Below are 16,581 nucleotides of genomic sequence, written 5' to 3'. Positions count from 1 at the left end.
TTTACTTGGAAAGTTCAAACACTTCATGCAAAGCGTTTACAGCAGGTCCCATATCCGCTTCATGGACAAGCACCCATATCGTCGTATGGCTGTCAGCCGACTGAAGGATCGGAATTTCTTTTTCCGAAAGAGCTGAAACAATTTTTGACGTGACACCAGGAACACCCATAATGCCTGCTCCGACCGCCGATACCTTCGCGCAATTTCTGGTTACCATCGGATCATAGCCCATATCCATTAAAATACGCTGAGCTGTTTCTGTTTTATTCCCGGCCACCGTATATACAATTTCACTAGGTGTAATGTTAAAGAAATCAACACTGATTCCCGCATTCGCCATCGCTTTGAACACTTCAGTCTGAACGTTATACTGGCCAATTTTGGCAGGCACTTTGAACTGCGTGACATCTTTGACATGGGCAATTCCCGTAATCAGCCTTTCAAAAACATCGCTTCCGACTTTGGAAGAGTGATGCGATGTCACCAATGTGCCTTTATCTTTCGAATAAGTCGAACGGACGCGGATCGGAACCTTGGCCTGCATCGCAATTTCCACAGCCCGCGGATGAATGACCTTCGCCCCTTGATACGCCAGGTTGCAAATTTCTGTATATGTCACGACAGGAAGCGGTTTCGCATTTTCCACCACTCTCGGGTCAGCAGTCATCACACCTTCTACATCGGTGAAAATATCGATGTATTCCGCGTCAACAGCTGCTCCGAGTGCGGCTGCGGACGTGTCGCTGCCCCCTCTGCCGATCGTTGTTGTATCACCCTTTTCAGTTGCTCCCTGGAATCCTGCGACGACTACAGCGTCATGATTCGCGAGCACACCGAATAAACGCTCCGGTCTCATTTCAATGATTTTCGCATTGGTATGCTGATCATTCGTTAAAAAGCCAGCCTGAGCCCCTGTCAGCGCAGCTGCTTTCACACCGTTATCAAGCAGCATGCTTGTAAAGACGACAGAGGAAATAGTCTCTCCGCAAGATAAAAGCAAATCCTGCTCCCGTGGAGAAATCGCTGACTGATCGCCGTAAAGCAGCCCCAGTAAAGAATCTGTAGCGTACGGGTCTCCTTTCCGGCCCATCGCTGAAACGACAACGACAACCTTATATCCTTCACTGATTGCTTCTTTAATATGCTCTAAAGCCAGTTTGCGGCCTTTATCATCTTTTACAGATGTTCCGCCGAACTTTTGAACAATTATCTTCACTGTTTTCACTCCAAATTATTCGGACGTAACAGAAGAGAGCAGGCTGATAGTGCCTTACTCTCTTCTATTCGTCTTTAGGAAATTCTCTCTATTATACGAGGTTTAGTTTTTTCAGGCTTTCTGCAATTTGAACAGAGTTCCATGCCGCGCCTTTTAATAGGTTATCAGAAACAACCCATAAATGAAAACCGTTTGCTCTGTCCAAGTCTTTGCGGATGCGGCCCACAAACACATCGTTTTTGCCGACGGCATCAGCAGGCATCGGATAAAGCTGTTGGCTTGGGTCATCCTGAAGTGTCACGCCCGGAGCTTCTTTTAATAGATTTTTAATATCTTCAACTGTAGCGTCATCACGGTCCACCTCAATGTAGACTGACTCGGAGTGCCCAGTTTGAATTGGCAGTCTCACACATGTAGCCGCTACTTGAAGGTCTGGCATGTGCATAATTTTTTTCGTTTCATTTATCATTTTCATTTCCTCAAACGTATAGCCGTTATCTTGGAATTTATCAATTTGCGGAATCGCGTTGAAGGCGATTTGATAGTGTTTTTTGTCACCTTTTACAGGCATGATCGCAGGCTCAATTTCTTCTTGATTTAAAATCGCCTGTGTTTGGCTGTAAAGCTCTTTTACAGCTTCATTTCCCGCTCCTGATACCGCCTGGTAAGTTGATACGATCACTTTGTTTAAGCCGTATGCTTTGCGGATCGGTTCAAGAGCCGCAACCATTTGGATTGTAGAGCAGTTAGGATTGGCAATGATGCCGTTGTGTTCATGCAAGTCTGCCTCATTCACTTCAGGCACAACAAGCGGTGTATTTTCGTCCATACGGAACGCACTCGTATTATCTATAACAATAGCGCCGCGTTTTACAGCTTCTGGTGCCAATGCTTGTGATACGCTTCCGCCGGCGCTGAACAAAGCAATATTTACCCCTTCAAAGCTCTCAGGAGAAGCTTCCTGAACTGTCAGCTCTTCGCCTTTAAACGTGACTTTTGTCCCCGCAGAGCGTTTTGAAGATAGCAATGTAAGTGTGTCCATTTCAAAGTTTCTGTCTTCAAGTGTTTTAAGCATTTGTTGCCCTACAGCTCCTGTCGCTCCGACAACAGCTACGTGTAAACCTCTTCCCATCTGTAAAACTCCTTCCGCCAATCAGCCTCATTGAATTGATTTGACTATGATTTTACGTTTTATTTTACCATAGAATATGCGGGTGATGACCGAAATTTTTAGTTTGGGAAAGATTTTCTGTAAATTTAGTCATTTCCCTGATAATTCTCAACTAGAACCGGCTGAAGCTGCTGATGCATTAGTGCCTTTTCAATGGTTTGCGGAAGCAGATCCATTTTGGCTACCATTGAATTCGGTTTTTTAAATGGATCGTCTTGCCCGAATGGAATAAAAAAGATATTTTTTGTTGACATGAGCCTCATTAAATTTGTTCCGTTTAAACCGAGAGCATCATTTGTCGAGATGCCAAGAACGACCGGCCGATTGTTTCGGATTGTCGCTTTTGCCGCCATCAGCACCGGACTGTCTGTCATGGCATTTGCAAGCTTGCTCATTGAATTGCCGGTTAAAGGAGCAATGACCATGCAGTCAAGGGGCAGCTTCGGCCCAAGGGGCTCTGCCTTTACAATTGAATCAATGGCCTCATATCCAGTCAGATCCTCAATTTTTTTAACCCATTCTGCTCCCTCTCCAAATCGGGTATTTGTGGATTTCACGTTAAATGTGACAACCGGACGCACTTCCGCTCCTTCGTTGACCAGCGCCTCAATTTGCGGGAAAACCGCTTCATATGTGCAATGCGATCCGGTCAGTCCAAACCCGATTCTTTTCCCTTTTAATGACGACATCCTTATTTTCCCTCCTCAGCTTGTATTTCAGCCAAAAGCTTGCTCAAGACGTTTGCGAGGATTTGCCCGGCTGTTTTAGGTGCGACAATCCCTGGAAGGCCAGGGGCAAGAAGTGCTTTAATCCCCTGTTTTTCGGCATATTTAAAATCCGTTCCCCCGGGACGTGAGGCCAGATCCAATATTAAGGTTTTTGGTGTCATGCTAGAAAGAACCGCTTGATTTAAAATCATACTCGGTATGGTATTAATACAAATATCTATATCTTTTACATGCTCTTTCAGCTCATCGGTGTGAAAAGGAACGAGCCCCATTTCAGTGATGCGTGCCAGATGCGCTGAACTTCTTGCCCCCACTTTTACATTCGCCCCAAGCGCGGCAAATGTACGGGCAATCGTCATCCCGGTGCGTCCTAGACCAAGAACGGCCACCTGAGATCCGTGTATCGTATAATCCGTGTGCTGAATAGCCAGCATGATCGTTCCTTCTACTGTTGGAATAGAATTGTATATCGCAATGTCATCCCGCTCAAACAGCTTAACAAGTTTTCTGTTTGCTTGAGCTGCAATGTTTTCTAAATAAGCGTTAGAAATTCCTGAGAAAATGACACAGTGTCCAGGCGTTTTGTCGAGGTGGTCCTGTTTTAACACAACCTCTTCATTCGAAAATACCGTCGATACGACACCTTCTCCTGTTGTCGCAGACACTGGAAGAATAATGCTGTCTATTTGCTGAAAAGGAATTTCATCAATGTTGCATTTTACTGCTCCGGTAAAACCGTGATCCAATTGGTCAAAACCGACAAGATAGATGTCAGCCTGCTGTTCAGTGAGCTTTCTTATAATTTCGAGCTGTCTTGCGTCACCGCCGATAACTGCAATTTTCAATCCGGTTAACATTCTAAACGTTCACCTTCTTTGTATATACTGGATCTCTAGTTGTTAAGCTCCCCTTCATCTTATGATCAAAAGGAAATACCGGTGAATTAAAACATGCGCTTTTTTCATATAAAAAAACATCGGCTGCCAAAAGCCGATGTTTCAGATGTTTACTTTAGAGCCCGCATCACAGTCATAATGGGCTTTTTTCATTTACTCTTGTCGAGGAGACATTTCCTCAGGTACGTCTAATATGATCATATCTGATCCGATCTTTTGAATATGATGCCAGGGGACACGAATGTCATGACCATGTTTTCTCAAACCAAACCACTTAACTGTCGGAATGAGGAGTGCTGTAATCTGGCCATCCTGTTCATTGATTTCTAAATCGGTCTGGCCAAGCACTCCCAGCCGTTCAGCTCTTTTGATGTCTACAATTTCCTTTCCTGATAATTCACTGAGCCGCATGTCTGTCACCCCCTTGTACTATGTATGATCAAAGGGATAAAAAAATGCCTGCTCCGTTAAGGGGCAGGCTTTTCCTATTTAAGACGGCATATTGCCGGAAGGGCTGATGAGTGCCAGTGCATAATCATCAGTAAACAATTGTCTGGCAAGGCCGTTGACACGCTCTAAGTTCACCGCGTTTAATTCATTGATGATCTCATCTAAAGTTTTATGTTTGCCGAGCAGCAGTTCATTTTTCCCATTTCGGCTCATTTTGCTGTTTGTGCTTTCTAAGCTCAGCATCAAGCTTCCCTTCATTTGCTCTTTGCTGTTTTCCAGCTCTTTTGAGGTAATGCCGTCGCGTTTTAATGTGGCAAGGGTTTCTTGAATGGTTTCTGACAGCTGCTGAAGCTGATTTGCACCCGTTCCTCCGTAAATGGTAAGCATTCCGCTGTCCTCATAAGAGCTGTGATAGCTGTAAACAGAATAAGCGAGGCCTTTATCTTCTCGTACATCTTGGAACAGCCGGCTGCTCATGCTGCCTCCGAGCACATTATTCAGGACGATTAAATCATAAATGCGTTCATGGCCAACCTGAAGGCCCTTAAATCCAAGGCACAAATGAGCCTGCTCTGTTTCTTTTTTTCTCGTCAGTTTTTCCGTGTAGAACTCCGGTTTCTCAAGGCCTGTCGCTTTGCCTTTCGCCTCGTATGACCCGAACCATTTTTCTACATCTTTGATAAAACTGTCAGATATATTGCCCGCTACCGAAATGACCACTCGGTCCGGCGTATAATAATCATGCATGTATTGTCTGAGAGAGTCACCGTTGAAGGAAGCAAGCGTTTCTTCTGTGCCTAGAATTGGGTAGCCTAAAGAATGATTGCCGTAAGTGGCTTTGCTCAGTAAATCATGTACAATGTCGTCTGGCGCATCTTCATACATTTTAATTTCTTCATATACTACATTTTTTTCTTTTTTCAGCTCGTTTTCATCAAACGTTGAATGAAAGAACATATCTGCTAATACGTCCAGCGCGTAATTCGCATGCTCGTCAAGCACCTTTGCATAGTAGCAGGTATATTCCTTTGAAGTAAACGCATTGACCTGACCGCCAATACGATCAAAAGATTCTGCTATCTCGCGTGCAGATCTTGTGCTCGTCCCTTTAAAGAACATATGCTCTAAAAAGTGAGAAATCCCGTTTATCTCCGGCGTTTCGTGCCGCGAACCTGTACCGATCCATACGCCGATCGCAACAGAACGGACTGTCGGGTTATTTTCCAGCACAACTCTTACACCATTTTGACACGTATATCGTTTAATCAAATTTGTTCCTCCTATTCAAAGACAAGCTGCCTGCATCTGTTACTTCAACAGTCTTGTTTCATCCATTAGTTCAGTGACTGTTCCAAGCGCGTATCCTTTATCTTTTATCTTTGTAATCAGCACTTCAAGACTTTCCGCCGTGGAGTCAGTCGGATGCATTAAAATCATGGCACCATTATGTATCTTGCTTAACACTCTCGTTTGAAGTACAGACGGAGCCGGCTTTTGCCAATCGACCGTATCAACTGTCCACATGACTGTTCCCATCTGTTTCTCAGCTGCAATATCGACAACCGCTTTTCGGAAACTTCCGCTCGGCGGAGCGAACCACTTCGGCTTAACGCCGATCGTTTGTTCTATTTGCTCATTTGTCTTGTCGAGCTGCTCGGAAATTCTTCCTGTAGTCAGTTTGCTCATATCTGGATGATTGTATGAATGATTTCCGATTTCATGTCCGTCTTCCGCAATCTTCTTAGCGAGCTGTTCATTGTTTCTCACCCAATTGCCTTCTAAAAAGAACGTAGCCTTGACTTGGTGCTTTTCCAGGATAGGGAGCATTTTTTCCAAATACTCATTTCCCCATGCCACATTAATTAATAAAGCCACCATCGGTTTGTCAGGATTTCCTTTATAAATAGGCTCAGGCTGAAGAGACTCGAGATGAACGCTTGGTTTTACTTGGCTGTATACCAGGTCGTTTTCTCGAAACTCGCCGTGCTTTTTCATTTTTTTATATGATTGTTCAATATTGACCTTCAATCCATTGTAGCCGGGAATACTTTTCCACACTTTATCGATTCTGGCATCCTGGGGCTTGACTTCGTACTCAGGCGCTTTTTGAAGCAATTCTTCATATAACGGGTCTTTGGACGCCGTGACAGTCACCGTATCTTTTTTCATTGCCCCTATATAATCAAGTGTGTGCGGATTTTTCATCATCTCAAATGAGACAAAAAAAAGAAATAGAAAAACGGCAAACGGCACAAATTTTTTGTACATGTTCTGTCCCCCCTCACCTCACATTATGAAGGAGAAGGACAAGGTAGAACCCGTCTGCTTTTTAAAAGCTTCAAAATAAAGAAGCCGGGTCTCCCAGGCTCCTTTTTATGTTTTCATTTAAGATTGTTGTTCTTCTTTTTCTTTCTCTTCACGGAGCACCGCTTTACGGGACAAATTGACTCGTCCTTGTTTATCAATTTCAGTGACCTTGACAAGAATCTCGTCTCCGATTTTCACAACATCTTCAACTTTTCCTACGCGTTCAAGCGCAAGCTCTGAAATGTGCACCAAACCGTCTTTTCCGCTGAAAATTTCAACGAAAGCCCCGAATTTTTCGATTCGTTTCACTTTACCTAGGTAAAGCTGGCCGACTTCAACCTCTCTGACAAGGTCTTCGATGATTTTTTGCGCTTTTTGGTTGCTGCTTTCATCTGTTGAAGAAATAAAGATTGTGCCGTCCTGCTCAATATCAATTTTAACACCGGTTTCTTCGATGATCTTATTGATTTGTTTTCCGCTCGGCCCGATGACATCGCGGATTTTATCAGGATTAATGGCCATTGTTAAAATCTTAGGCGCATATTGAGAAAGCTCTTTTCTTGATTCGCTTAATGTCGCTAGCATGCTGTTGAGAATTTCCATTCTCCCTTTTTTTGCCTGCTGAAGTGCTTCTTCAAGAATCTCTCTGGAAAGGCCTTCGATTTTAATGTCCATTTGCAGCGCTGTTACGCCTTTATCCGTTCCGGCTACTTTAAAGTCCATATCTCCAAGCGCGTCTTCCATGCCTTGAATGTCAGTCAGAACAGTATAATGTTCGCCTGATTTGACAAGACCCATCGCAATTCCCGCAACTGGGGCTTTGATTGGTACACCGGCATCCATCATTGCAAGTGTGCTTGCGCAAATACTTGCTTGAGACGTAGAACCGTTTGATTCAAGCACTTCTGATACAAGACGGACAGTGTAAGGGAAGTCTTTTTCAGACGGAATAACTGGCTCAAGCGCACGCTCACCCAGTGCTCCGTGTCCGATTTCACGGCGTCCCGGCCCACGCATTGGTCCTGTTTCCCCAACGCTGAATTGCGGGAAGTTATAGTGATGCATAAACCGTTTTGACTCTTCAACACCTAAGCCGTCAAGAATTTGCACATCTCCTAGAGCACCTAACGTACATACGCTTAGGGCCTGTGTTTGTCCCCTTGTAAACAGACCTGACCCGTGCGTTCTTGGCAAGAGGCCGACCTCAGAAGAAAGCGGGCGGATTTGATCGACACCGCGGCCGTCCGGTCTTACTTTCTCTTCAGTTATCAGGCGGCGCACTTCATTTTTCACCAGCTTGGATAAAATCTGCTTCACTTGCTTGATTGTGTCTTCATCATGCTCTTCATCCTCGAATTTTGCCACAACTGTGTTTTTCACTTCATTAATGGCATCTTCGCGAGCATGCTTTTCATGAACTTGGATAGCCTTCAACAGATCTTCTTCTGCTAAAGCTTTTACTTTATCACTAAGCTCTTCATCAATTTCATAAAGCGCAATTTCTGATTTCTCTTTGCCGACTGCTGCTACAATTTCTTCTTGGAATGCAATCAGGCGTTTAATCTCTTCATGGCCAAACATAATGGCTTCAAGCATAGTTTCCTCAGGAACCTCGTCCGCTCCCGCTTCTACCATGTTAATGGCATCTTTCGTGCCGGCAACGACAAGATTGATATCGCTTTTCTCAAGCTGATCGACTGTCGGGTTAATGATAAATTGATCATCAATGCGTCCGACAGTAACCCCTGCAATTGGTCCTTCAAACGGAATATCCGATACAGATAGAGCAAGAGATGAACCGAACATGGCAGCCATTTCAGAAGAGCAGTCTTGGTCAACACTCATGACAATGCTGATAACTTGAACTTCATTACGGAATCCATCTGCAAACAAAGGACGGATCGGACGGTCGATTAAACGGCTGGCAAGAACCGCTTTTTCACTTGGACGTCCTTCTCTTTTAATAAATCCGCCCGGAATTTTTCCTACCGCATATAATCTTTCCTCATAGTTTACAGTAAGCGGGAAGAAATCAAGCGGTTTTGGTTCTTTTGAAGCGGTTGCTGTACTAAGTACTGCGGTATCACCGTAGCGGATCATCACAGCACCGTTTGCCTGTTTGGCAAGCTGGCCGGTTTCAACGGTAAGCGTTCTTCCGGCCCAATCTATGGTAAAGACATGTTTTTCTTGTCCCATACGATTACGAACTCCTCTCTTCGTTGTGTGAAATAATCAATTACTCCTATTATGAACGAAATGAATTGAACATATCAATGTCAAAGTAGTATGTAAAAGGATTTCAATGATTTGTTATAAGAAATTTCGCTTTAATACGATAAAAAAGCGGGAATCCTCCCGCTTTTTACGATTATCGACGTAAGCCTAGTTTGTTAATTAACTCACGGTAACGAGTTACGTCTTTATTACGTAGATACGTAAGAAGATTACGACGCTTACCTACCATTTTAAGAAGACCGCGACGTGAGTGGTGGTCTTTCTTATGAGTACGTAAATGCTCGTTCAAGTTGTTAATTGAGTCAGTTAGGATAGCGATCTGAACTTCTGGAGATCCAGTATCAGATTCGTGTGTTTTGAACTCATTGATGAGTTGGTTTTTACGCTCTTGAGTAATTGCCATCCTGTTTCACCTCCAAATCATATTTAGCCCCAGTTACCTAGCAACCGTCGGTGACTTCGGATTGCCAAGCAATGGTTTTAAGACTACGAAAACTATCATACTAAAAATCGTGCCCATATGCAAATATTTTAGAATAAAATTTGTGTGCGTTGCATGTTATTTCCGCAAATTGCTGAAATACCGGATGGCTTCCTGCTTATCCTTCTCAATTTGCTCTGTTAATTCTTTGATGCCATTGAATTTTCGCTCGCTCCGAATCCGTTTATACCATTCAATTTTTATAGCGGCTCCGTATACTTCCTGATCGAAATCAAACAGATTGACCTCGATTGAAGGCTGCTCCGGACGTTTTTCATAAAACGTCGGCTTATAGCCGATATTGCAAACGCCATTGTAAACTTCGCCGTTCATTTCCGCTTTTACGGCATATACACCCGTCGGCGGAACGATATAGCTGTTATTTAAACCGACATTTGCTGTCGGAAACCCGATGGTCCGCCCTCTTTTATCACCGTGAATGACAATTCCTTTTATAAAATAAGGCTGTCCGAGCAAGATACTCGCCAATTCAACGTCTCCGTTTTGAAGCGCGGTACGGATATAAGAGGAGCTAATTTTTTTATCCTGCTCCGTTAATTTTTCTACCATTGTGCACTCTGCTTTTCCGTCTAAATCATGCGGCATAGTTTCCATTGTTCCCTTGCCATATTTGCCATACGTAAAGTCAAAGCCCGCCACTGCGTGCTGTACATTAAGGCCGATAATATACTGATCTGCAAACTGCTTAGGAGAAAGAGAAGCAAATACTTCATTAAATTTAACGACGTACAGAATCTCTGTGCCTAATTGTTCTATTTGGTTTATTTTGTCTTCCAGAGGCGTAATCAGATCCTTTGGCTCCTGATCCCTGCCCAATACATGAGAAGGATGAGGATGAAAGGTCATCACAGCTAATGCCAGACCCTTTTCTTCGGCTATTTGCTTCGCTGTGCCGATTACCTTTTGATGCCCAAGATGAACGCCGTCAAAATAACCTAACGCCATCACAGACTTTGCCTGCTCCTCTTTGATTAAATGATGAGGATGTGTAATATGTATCGTCTTCACAGAACGGTCACCTTTTTTCTATTGTTCGCTTTTTTGCATCAATACTTTTGCCGGCTTTAACAGCCCTTTTTTTGCAGGATGGGGGAAATAGATCGCCAAACAGTTTCCGCATTCAGTAAAAACGGCTATGCGGTCTTCGCTTGTCATTTCAGAAAACTGCTCGGGCGTCTCAAGCAAGGCCCCATTTTCTACTTTCTTAGCTAATGTATCACTTATGATCCATTTCGGCAAATGATTGAGCGCACGTTCAATAGGAACTGTATGCTCTCCTACGGTTCCGGACTGGACCTGTGCTTCCAGTTCTTCAAAGGTAAAGCATTCGTCGAGAGAAAAATCTCCGGATGCCGTACGAATTAGATGAGACATATGAGCCGGATATCCGAGTTTTTCGCCGATCATGACCGCCAGCGTCCTTACATAGGTCCCTTTGGAGCATGTCACTGTAAATCGAAAGCTTGCGGTTTCTCCGTTAAGTTTAATCTCTGTCGTCAGGGCGATGTCTTCAATGGTAATCATGCGTTTCGAACGTTCTACTTCAATCCCTGCTCTTGCGTACTCGTATAATTTTTTGCCGTTTACTTTTACAGCGGAATACATGGGAGGAATTTGTTCTTGTTTACCCTTTAAACTGTTTAACACCTTTTCTACTACCGCTTTATCAATGTCTTGATTGACAGGCTTTGTTTCAACCGTTTCGCCCGTTTGATCCTCAGTTGTCGTTGAAAAGCCAAGCGTTATTTCCGCATCATACGTTTTAGACTTTTCAGTTAAGTATTCGACAATTTTTGTCGCTCTTCCCACACAAATCGGAAGCACGCCTGACACTTCTGGATCGAGCGTCCCCGTATGTCCTACTTTTTTCGTTTTTAACAGTTTGCGGATCTTCATGACACAGTCATGTGATGTCATGCCAACTGGTTTATGTAAAAGGAGAACTCCGTTAACCATTTGTCTTTCACTCCTTCTTTTGAGCTTTTCTCTTTAAAACGCAGAAAAGAGGACAGACGATATACGCCTATCCTCTCCATTTTTATTCAGATGGTTTCTCTGAATGTATTTCGTGAATCAGTGTTTCGATACGATTTCCGTAATCGATTGATTCATCGAACTCAAATTCAATTTCAGGTGTTTTTCGAAGTCTGATGCGGCTGCCGATTTCGGATCGGATAAATCCTTTTGCCTTTTCAAGCCCTTTCAGCGCTTCCTCCCGTTTTTTCTCGTCACCGAGAACCGAGATATACACCTTTGCAATTTGCAAATCACCTGATACACGTACATCCGTTACTGTCAGAAAACCAATTCTCGGATCTTTCAGCTTGCGGCTGATAATATCACCGAGTTCTTTTTTCATTTGCTCGCCGACACGGTTTGCTCTCATACTCAATTCAATCACCTCTAAGTTAAAACCATTCTGTCCTAGTGATCGTCCGTTCAATTTCAGGAAAAGAATCGATAAACGCTAGGACGCGCTGCAGCTCTTTTTCTGTTTGAACGCGAGAGGAAGAAACAGCGGCGATTCCGAAGCTGGTCCTTTGCCATGTGTCCTGATAGCCAATCTCCGAAATCGAAACATTGAACTTGTTTTGAACCCTGGTTAGAATCCGCTTCAGAACGGCACGCTTTTCTTTTAGCGATCCTGCATCATAAATGATGCATTCACACTCCGCAAATCCGATCACGTTCTTTCAATTTCTTGCATGACAAACGCTTCAAGAATGTCACCTTCGCGAATGTCATTGTATTTCTTAATTGTAATACCACATTCATAGCCTTGTGAAACTTCTTTCACATCGTCTTTAAAACGTTTCAGAACGTCTACTTCGCCTTCGAAGATGACGACGCCGTCACGAATTAAACGGAGGCCGCTGTCGCGCGTAATGGTTCCTTCAGTAACATATCCGCCGGCAATTGTACCGATTTTAGATACTTTGAATGTTTGGCGTACTTCTACTTGACCAATTACTTTTTCTTCATATTCAGGATCAAGCATACCTTTCATGGCAGCTTCAATCTCGTCGATTACTTTGTAGATGATACGGTGAAGGCGAATATCTACATTTTCAGCTTCAGCCGTACTCTTAGCATTTCCGTCCGGTCTCACATTAAACCCGATAACAATCGCATTGGAAGCAGATGCCAAGATAATGTCAGATTCGGTAATTGCACCAACGCCTGTATGGATGATTTTTACTTTAACGCCCTCTACTTCAATTTTTTGAAGTGCGGCTGTTAAAGCTTCAGCAGATCCTTGAACGTCAGCTTTTACGATGATGTTGATGTCTTTTACATCACCCTGTTTAATTTGCTCGAATAAGTCATCAAGACTAAGCTTCGCTTTATCGCTGCGCTGCTCTTCAAGCTGTTTCGAAGCACGGGCTTCCCCAACAGAACGAGCTGTTTTTTCATCTTTAAAGACAAGGAATTGGTCTCCCGCTTGAGGGACATCATTTAAACCGGTAATTTCAACCGGAGTTGACGGGCCGGCAGTTTTCACACGGCGTCCAATGTCGTTAACCATTGCACGGACACGGCCAAATGTATTGCCGACTACGATCGGATCACCGACATGCAGTGTTCCAGTCTGTACGAGCAATGTCGCAACTGACCCTCTGCCTTTATCGAGTTCTGCTTCAATAACCGTTCCTTTTGCCTGGCGATTCGGATTCGCTTTCAATTCTTCTACTTCACTTACAAGCAAAATCATTTCAACGAGTTCATCAATGCCTTTTCCAGTTAAAGCGGAAAGCGGAACAAAAATGGTTTCCCCACCCCAAGCTTCAGGGACAAGTCCGTATTCCGTCAGTTCTTGCATCACACGGTCAGGATTTGCAGATTCTTTATCGACTTTATTCACAGCAACGATAATTGGAACCTCAGCAGCTTTTGCATGGTTAATCGCTTCTACTGTTTGCGGCATTACGCCGTCATCAGCAGCAACAACGAGAATTGTAATATCAGTTACTTCTGCACCGCGTGCACGCATCGTTGTAAATGCGGCGTGGCCCGGAGTATCCAAGAACGTAATTTTCTTGCCGTTCTCTTCAATTTGGTAAGCACCAATATGCTGAGTGATTCCGCCTGCTTCTCCTTCAACAACCTTCGTTTTACGGATGCTGTCAAGAAGCGTCGTTTTCCCGTGGTCAACGTGACCCATGATCGTAACGACAGGAGGACGAATTTCAAGATCCTCTTCATTATCAGGCTCTTCGTATTTTTCCAGCTCTGTTTCTTCAAGCACAATAACTTCTTCTGTTTCAACACCATATTCTGATGCAATGAGTTCAATTGTGTCTTTATCAAGCTCTTGGTTAATGGTTGCCATTACGCCAAGAAGCATCAGCTTTTTAATGATTTCTGAAGGCTCTTTGCCAAGCTCTTCTGCCAGTGCGCCGACTGTTAATGTGCCAGAGAATGTAATTTTCTCAGGAAGCTCTTTTTTCGGCTTTACAGGCTTTTGCTGATGTTGGTTTTTATTGTTGTGGTTGCGTTTATTTTTTTTGTTGTTGTTATTCTTCTTGTTTTTGTTAAATTGATTATTCTGCACGTCATTCTTCTTTCCGTCTCGAATTTTATTTGGTTGATTTCCAGCTGATTGCTGATTGATCCCTTGCGGCTGTTTGTTTTTGTTCGTTTCTGCTGGCTTTTGAGATTTAGCGGCTGCGCCGCCTTTTTTATATTTGGCATCAAGCTGTTTAATGGCCTTTTCCTCAAGCATGGCCATATGATTATTCACTTCTAAATCCATGTTTTTCAGTGCGGTCAAAATTTCCTTACTTGAAACATTTAACGCTTTTGCATATTCGTATACTCTCATTTTAGCCATTCGTTCACCCCCAAAAATATTAATCGAGCAAGCTGATCAGCTTATTCGCAAAACCTTGGTCAGTGACGGCGACAACGACACGGGCTTCTTTACCGATAGAACGTCCAAGAACCGCGCGACTCTCGACTTTTTTATAAGGGACTTTATAATAATTGCACTTGTCGGTTACTTTTTTCGCTGTGTTAGATGATGCATCCTCTGTAAGCAGGACAAGCTTTGCACGCGCATTCCTGATTTCTTTTATTACCAAGTCTTCGCCTGACACGACCTTACGAGCTCGATTGGCCAGACCCAGCAAGGGAAACCATTCCATTCCAGACATTTTATTTTTTCACCTTTTCCGCCAGTTCCAGCAATTCTTCGAAAATCTGGTCATCGATTTGTGATTGAAATTGATTTTGCAAAGTGTTTTTCTTTTTTGCTGTTAAGATGCACTCTTTATCGAGCGTTAAATAAGCACCCCGCCCGTTCTTTTTTCCGGTCGGGTCTACTGAGACTTCGCCTTCTTTCGAACGTACAACTCGGATCAGTTCCTTTTTAGGCTTCATTTCACCAGTCACTACACATTTGCGTAACGGGATCTTTTTGTGTTTATTCACCTAAGGTCACCTCTTATTCATCCGATTCAGCAGTTTCAGGCTCCGTAAAGAGCGGCTCATCGTCTTCTTCTTCAAGTTCTCTCGGATAGATTCCAAGTTCTCTTGCGTCCGTTTCGCTCTTAATATCAATCTTCCAGCCTGTCAGTTTAGCAGCTAAGCGTGCGTTTTGTCCTCTTTTGCCAATCGCCAGAGACAGCTGGTAATCAGGAACAATCACAGTTGTCGCTTTTTCTTCTTCATTAACGATGACATCCAGCACTTTCGAAGGGCTGAGCGCATTCGCGACAAATTCTACAGGATCACTGGACCAGTTGACAATGTCAATTTTTTCACCTTTTAATTCATTGACGATCGCCTGAACACGCTGGCCTTTAGGGCCTACGCATGAGCCGACAGGATCCACGTCAGGATCGTCTGTGCGAACAGAAATTTTTGAACGGTCGCCAGCTTCTCTGGCAACAGATTTCAGCTCGACAGTTCCATCATAAATTTCAGGCACTTCGATTTCAAACAAACGCTTTAACAGGCCTGGATGTGTTCTTGACACATAAATCTGCGGGCCCTTCGTCGTTTTTTCTACTTTTGTGATATATACCTTAATGCGATCATGAGGCTTGTAGCTTTCATTCGGCATTTGCTCATTAACCGGCAGCAAGGCTTCAATTTTGCCTAAAGACACGTAGATAAACTTATTGTCCAGGCGCTGAACGATACCTGTCATGATGTCTTCTTCACGGTCGATAAATTCAGAATATATCACACCGCGCTCAGCTTCGCGCACACGCTGTGTGACGACCTGCTTCGCTGTTTGAGCAGCTATGCGCCCGAAATCCTTAGGCGTTACTTCGATTTCAACGACATCGCCGACCATATATTCCGGATGGATGCCCTGCGCCTCTTCAATAGAGATCTCCAGCCTTTGGTCGTATACTTCGTCAACGACATCTTTTCTTGCAAATACACGGATGGAGCCTGTTTCACGGTTTAAATCCACCCGTACATTTTGCGCTTGATTAAAATTCCGCTTATAAGCAGAAATTAACGCAGCTTCGATTGCTTCAATGATAATTTCTTTGCTGATGCCTTTTTCTTTTTCAAGAATCGTGAGAGCATCTAATAATTCACTGCTCATTTAACGGTCTCCCCCCTTAAAACATTTGTATTCATTAGAATGTAACAGCTAATCTTGCATTAGCTATCTTTTCATACGGAATATTGATTCGTTTCTTTCTTGTTTTGATCGTGATCTCAACTGTCACTGTTTGTCCATCAAATTCAGCCAGTTCACCTTCAAACACTTTTACGCCCTCAATAGGCTCATAGGTCTTAATATACACATTTTTTCCAAGTGATTTTTCGAAATCGGCTTTTTTCTTTAGCGGACGCTCAGCTCCCGGAGATGAGACTTCAAGAAAGTAATTTTGGCTGATTGGATCTGCCTCATCAAGCTTTTCGCTTAAAGCTTCGCTTACTTTGGCACATTCCTCAATATCCACACCGTCATCGGAATCAATAAACACGCGAAGGAACCAGCTTTGACCCTCTTTGACAAATTCAATGTCAACGAGTTCCAGCTGAAGGCTGTCTACGATTGGCTGAGCCATTTCTTGAACGGTGTCAGTCACTTTTTTGCTCATGTTCTTCCT

The 16,581-nt window shown here is 43.5% G+C and carries 18 protein-coding genes; all 18 read right to left on the bottom strand.

The window, feature by feature from the left end; all coding sequences use genetic code 11:
* Position 1: 1 nt before the first annotated feature.
* On the bottom strand, positions 2-1,216 hold the full coding sequence (gene dapG / locus Q5C82_RS04220) for an aspartate kinase (protein WP_003220974.1): 1,215 nt from the start codon (positions 1,214-1,216) through the stop codon (positions 2-4).
* A 91-nt stretch (positions 1,217-1,307) separates the two neighbouring features.
* On the bottom strand, positions 1,308-2,348 hold the full coding sequence (gene asd, locus Q5C82_RS04215) for an aspartate-semialdehyde dehydrogenase (protein ID WP_003220972.1): 1,041 nt from the start codon (positions 2,346-2,348) through the stop codon (positions 1,308-1,310).
* Positions 2,349-2,473: 125 nt separating this feature from the next.
* Positions 2,474-3,076: a dipicolinate synthase subunit B gene (gene dpaB, locus Q5C82_RS04210; RefSeq protein ID WP_003220970.1), complete on the bottom strand. Its 603-nt coding sequence runs from the start codon at positions 3,074-3,076 to the stop codon at positions 2,474-2,476.
* Between the two features lie 2 nt (positions 3,077-3,078).
* Complete coding sequence (dpaA, locus tag Q5C82_RS04205) at positions 3,079-3,972, bottom strand: dipicolinic acid synthetase subunit A (protein WP_003220968.1); 894 nt, start codon at positions 3,970-3,972, stop codon at positions 3,079-3,081.
* Between the two features lie 192 nt (positions 3,973-4,164).
* Entirely contained in the window at positions 4,165-4,422 is a 258-nt protein-coding gene (locus Q5C82_RS04200; protein ID WP_003220966.1) for a YlmC/YmxH family sporulation protein, read from the bottom strand.
* 78 nt (positions 4,423-4,500) lie between these two features.
* Entirely contained in the window at positions 4,501-5,730 is a 1,230-nt protein-coding gene (locus tag Q5C82_RS04195) for a pitrilysin family protein (RefSeq protein ID WP_003220964.1), read from the bottom strand.
* A 39-nt stretch (positions 5,731-5,769) separates the two neighbouring features.
* Positions 5,770-6,729, bottom strand: a complete 960-nt coding sequence (locus Q5C82_RS04190) for a polysaccharide deacetylase family protein (protein WP_003220962.1) — start codon at positions 6,727-6,729, stop codon at positions 5,770-5,772.
* Between the two features lie 117 nt (positions 6,730-6,846).
* Complete coding sequence (pnp, locus tag Q5C82_RS04185; protein ID WP_003220961.1) at positions 6,847-8,964, bottom strand: polyribonucleotide nucleotidyltransferase; 2,118 nt, start codon at positions 8,962-8,964, stop codon at positions 6,847-6,849.
* A gap of 172 nt (positions 8,965-9,136) precedes the next feature.
* Positions 9,137-9,406 carry a 30S ribosomal protein S15 gene (gene rpsO / locus Q5C82_RS04180; RefSeq protein WP_003220957.1) on the bottom strand — a complete coding sequence of 90 codons (270 nt, stop codon included), beginning with the start codon at positions 9,404-9,406 and terminating at the stop codon, positions 9,137-9,139.
* Between the two features lie 156 nt (positions 9,407-9,562).
* The gene (gene ribF, locus Q5C82_RS04175; RefSeq protein ID WP_003220956.1) at positions 9,563-10,513 is read right to left on the bottom strand and encodes a bifunctional riboflavin kinase/FAD synthetase; all 951 of its coding nucleotides are present in this window, start codon (positions 10,511-10,513) and stop codon (positions 9,563-9,565) included.
* Between the two features lie 18 nt (positions 10,514-10,531).
* Entirely contained in the window at positions 10,532-11,461 is a 930-nt protein-coding gene (gene truB, locus Q5C82_RS04170) for a tRNA pseudouridine(55) synthase TruB (RefSeq protein ID WP_003220954.1), read from the bottom strand.
* 82 nt (positions 11,462-11,543) lie between these two features.
* Positions 11,544-11,897: a 30S ribosome-binding factor RbfA gene (gene rbfA, locus Q5C82_RS04165; protein WP_003220952.1), complete on the bottom strand. Its 354-nt coding sequence runs from the start codon at positions 11,895-11,897 to the stop codon at positions 11,544-11,546.
* A 16-nt stretch (positions 11,898-11,913) separates the two neighbouring features.
* Positions 11,914-12,192 carry a DUF503 domain-containing protein gene (locus Q5C82_RS04160; protein WP_003220950.1) on the bottom strand — a complete coding sequence of 93 codons (279 nt, stop codon included), beginning with the start codon at positions 12,190-12,192 and terminating at the stop codon, positions 11,914-11,916.
* The gene (infB, locus tag Q5C82_RS04155) at positions 12,189-14,336 is read right to left on the bottom strand and encodes a translation initiation factor IF-2 (protein ID WP_003220948.1); all 2,148 of its coding nucleotides are present in this window, start codon (positions 14,334-14,336) and stop codon (positions 12,189-12,191) included. Before infB ends, Q5C82_RS04160 begins: the two co-directional genes overlap by 4 nt.
* Positions 14,337-14,355: 19 nt before the next feature.
* Complete coding sequence (locus tag Q5C82_RS04150; protein WP_003220946.1) at positions 14,356-14,658, bottom strand: YlxQ family RNA-binding protein; 303 nt, start codon at positions 14,656-14,658, stop codon at positions 14,356-14,358.
* 1 nt (position 14,659) lies between these two features.
* Entirely contained in the window at positions 14,660-14,935 is a 276-nt protein-coding gene (gene rulR, locus Q5C82_RS04145; RefSeq protein WP_003220944.1) for a glucose-induced regulator RulR, read from the bottom strand.
* A 13-nt stretch (positions 14,936-14,948) separates the two neighbouring features.
* The gene (gene nusA, locus Q5C82_RS04140; RefSeq protein ID WP_003220941.1) at positions 14,949-16,067 is read right to left on the bottom strand and encodes a transcription termination factor NusA; all 1,119 of its coding nucleotides are present in this window, start codon (positions 16,065-16,067) and stop codon (positions 14,949-14,951) included.
* 34 nt (positions 16,068-16,101) lie between these two features.
* A complete protein-coding gene (gene rimP / locus Q5C82_RS04135; protein WP_003220940.1) occupies positions 16,102-16,572 on the bottom strand; it encodes a ribosome maturation factor RimP in 471 nt (156 codons plus the stop codon).
* Between the last annotated feature and the right edge of the window lie 9 nt (positions 16,573-16,581).

This window comes from uncultured Bacillus sp. (genome assembly GCF_958411575.1).
In the GTDB taxonomy this organism is placed as follows: domain Bacteria; phylum Bacillota; class Bacilli; order Bacillales; family Bacillaceae; genus Bacillus; species Bacillus spizizenii.
The sequence above is the reverse complement of the archived record's forward strand: the minus strand, read 5'-3'. Positions and strand labels throughout refer to the sequence as shown.

Excerpts from the sequence above, each read along its gene's own strand:
- truB (WP_003220954.1), bottom strand. The coding sequence starts at position 11,461 with ATGGTTAACGGAGTTCTCCTTTTACATAAACCAGTTGGCATGACATCA.
- asd (WP_003220972.1), bottom strand. The coding sequence starts at position 2,348 with ATGGGAAGAGGTTTACACGTAGCTGTTGTCGGAGCGACAGGAGCTGTA.
- nusA (WP_003220941.1), bottom strand. The coding sequence starts at position 16,067 with ATGAGCAGTGAATTATTAGATGCTCTCACGATTCTTGAAAAAGAAAAA.
- dpaA (WP_003220968.1), bottom strand. The coding sequence starts at position 3,972 with ATGTTAACCGGATTGAAAATTGCAGTTATCGGCGGTGACGCAAGACAG.
- Q5C82_RS04190 (WP_003220962.1), bottom strand. The coding sequence starts at position 6,729 with ATGTACAAAAAATTTGTGCCGTTTGCCGTTTTTCTATTTCTTTTTTTT.
- pnp (WP_003220961.1), bottom strand. The coding sequence starts at position 8,964 with ATGGGACAAGAAAAACATGTCTTTACCATAGATTGGGCCGGAAGAACG.
- infB (WP_003220948.1), bottom strand. The coding sequence starts at position 14,336 with ATGGCTAAAATGAGAGTATACGAATATGCAAAAGCGTTAAATGTTTCA.
- Q5C82_RS04150 (WP_003220946.1), bottom strand. The coding sequence starts at position 14,658 with ATGTCTGGAATGGAATGGTTTCCCTTGCTGGGTCTGGCCAATCGAGCT.
- Q5C82_RS04200 (WP_003220966.1), bottom strand. The coding sequence starts at position 4,422 with ATGCGGCTCAGTGAATTATCAGGAAAGGAAATTGTAGACATCAAAAGA.
- rpsO (WP_003220957.1), bottom strand. The coding sequence starts at position 9,406 with ATGGCAATTACTCAAGAGCGTAAAAACCAACTCATCAATGAGTTCAAA.
- rimP (WP_003220940.1), bottom strand. The coding sequence starts at position 16,572 with ATGAGCAAAAAAGTGACTGACACCGTTCAAGAAATGGCTCAGCCAATC.
- dpaB (WP_003220970.1), bottom strand. The coding sequence starts at position 3,076 with ATGTCGTCATTAAAAGGGAAAAGAATCGGGTTTGGACTGACCGGATCG.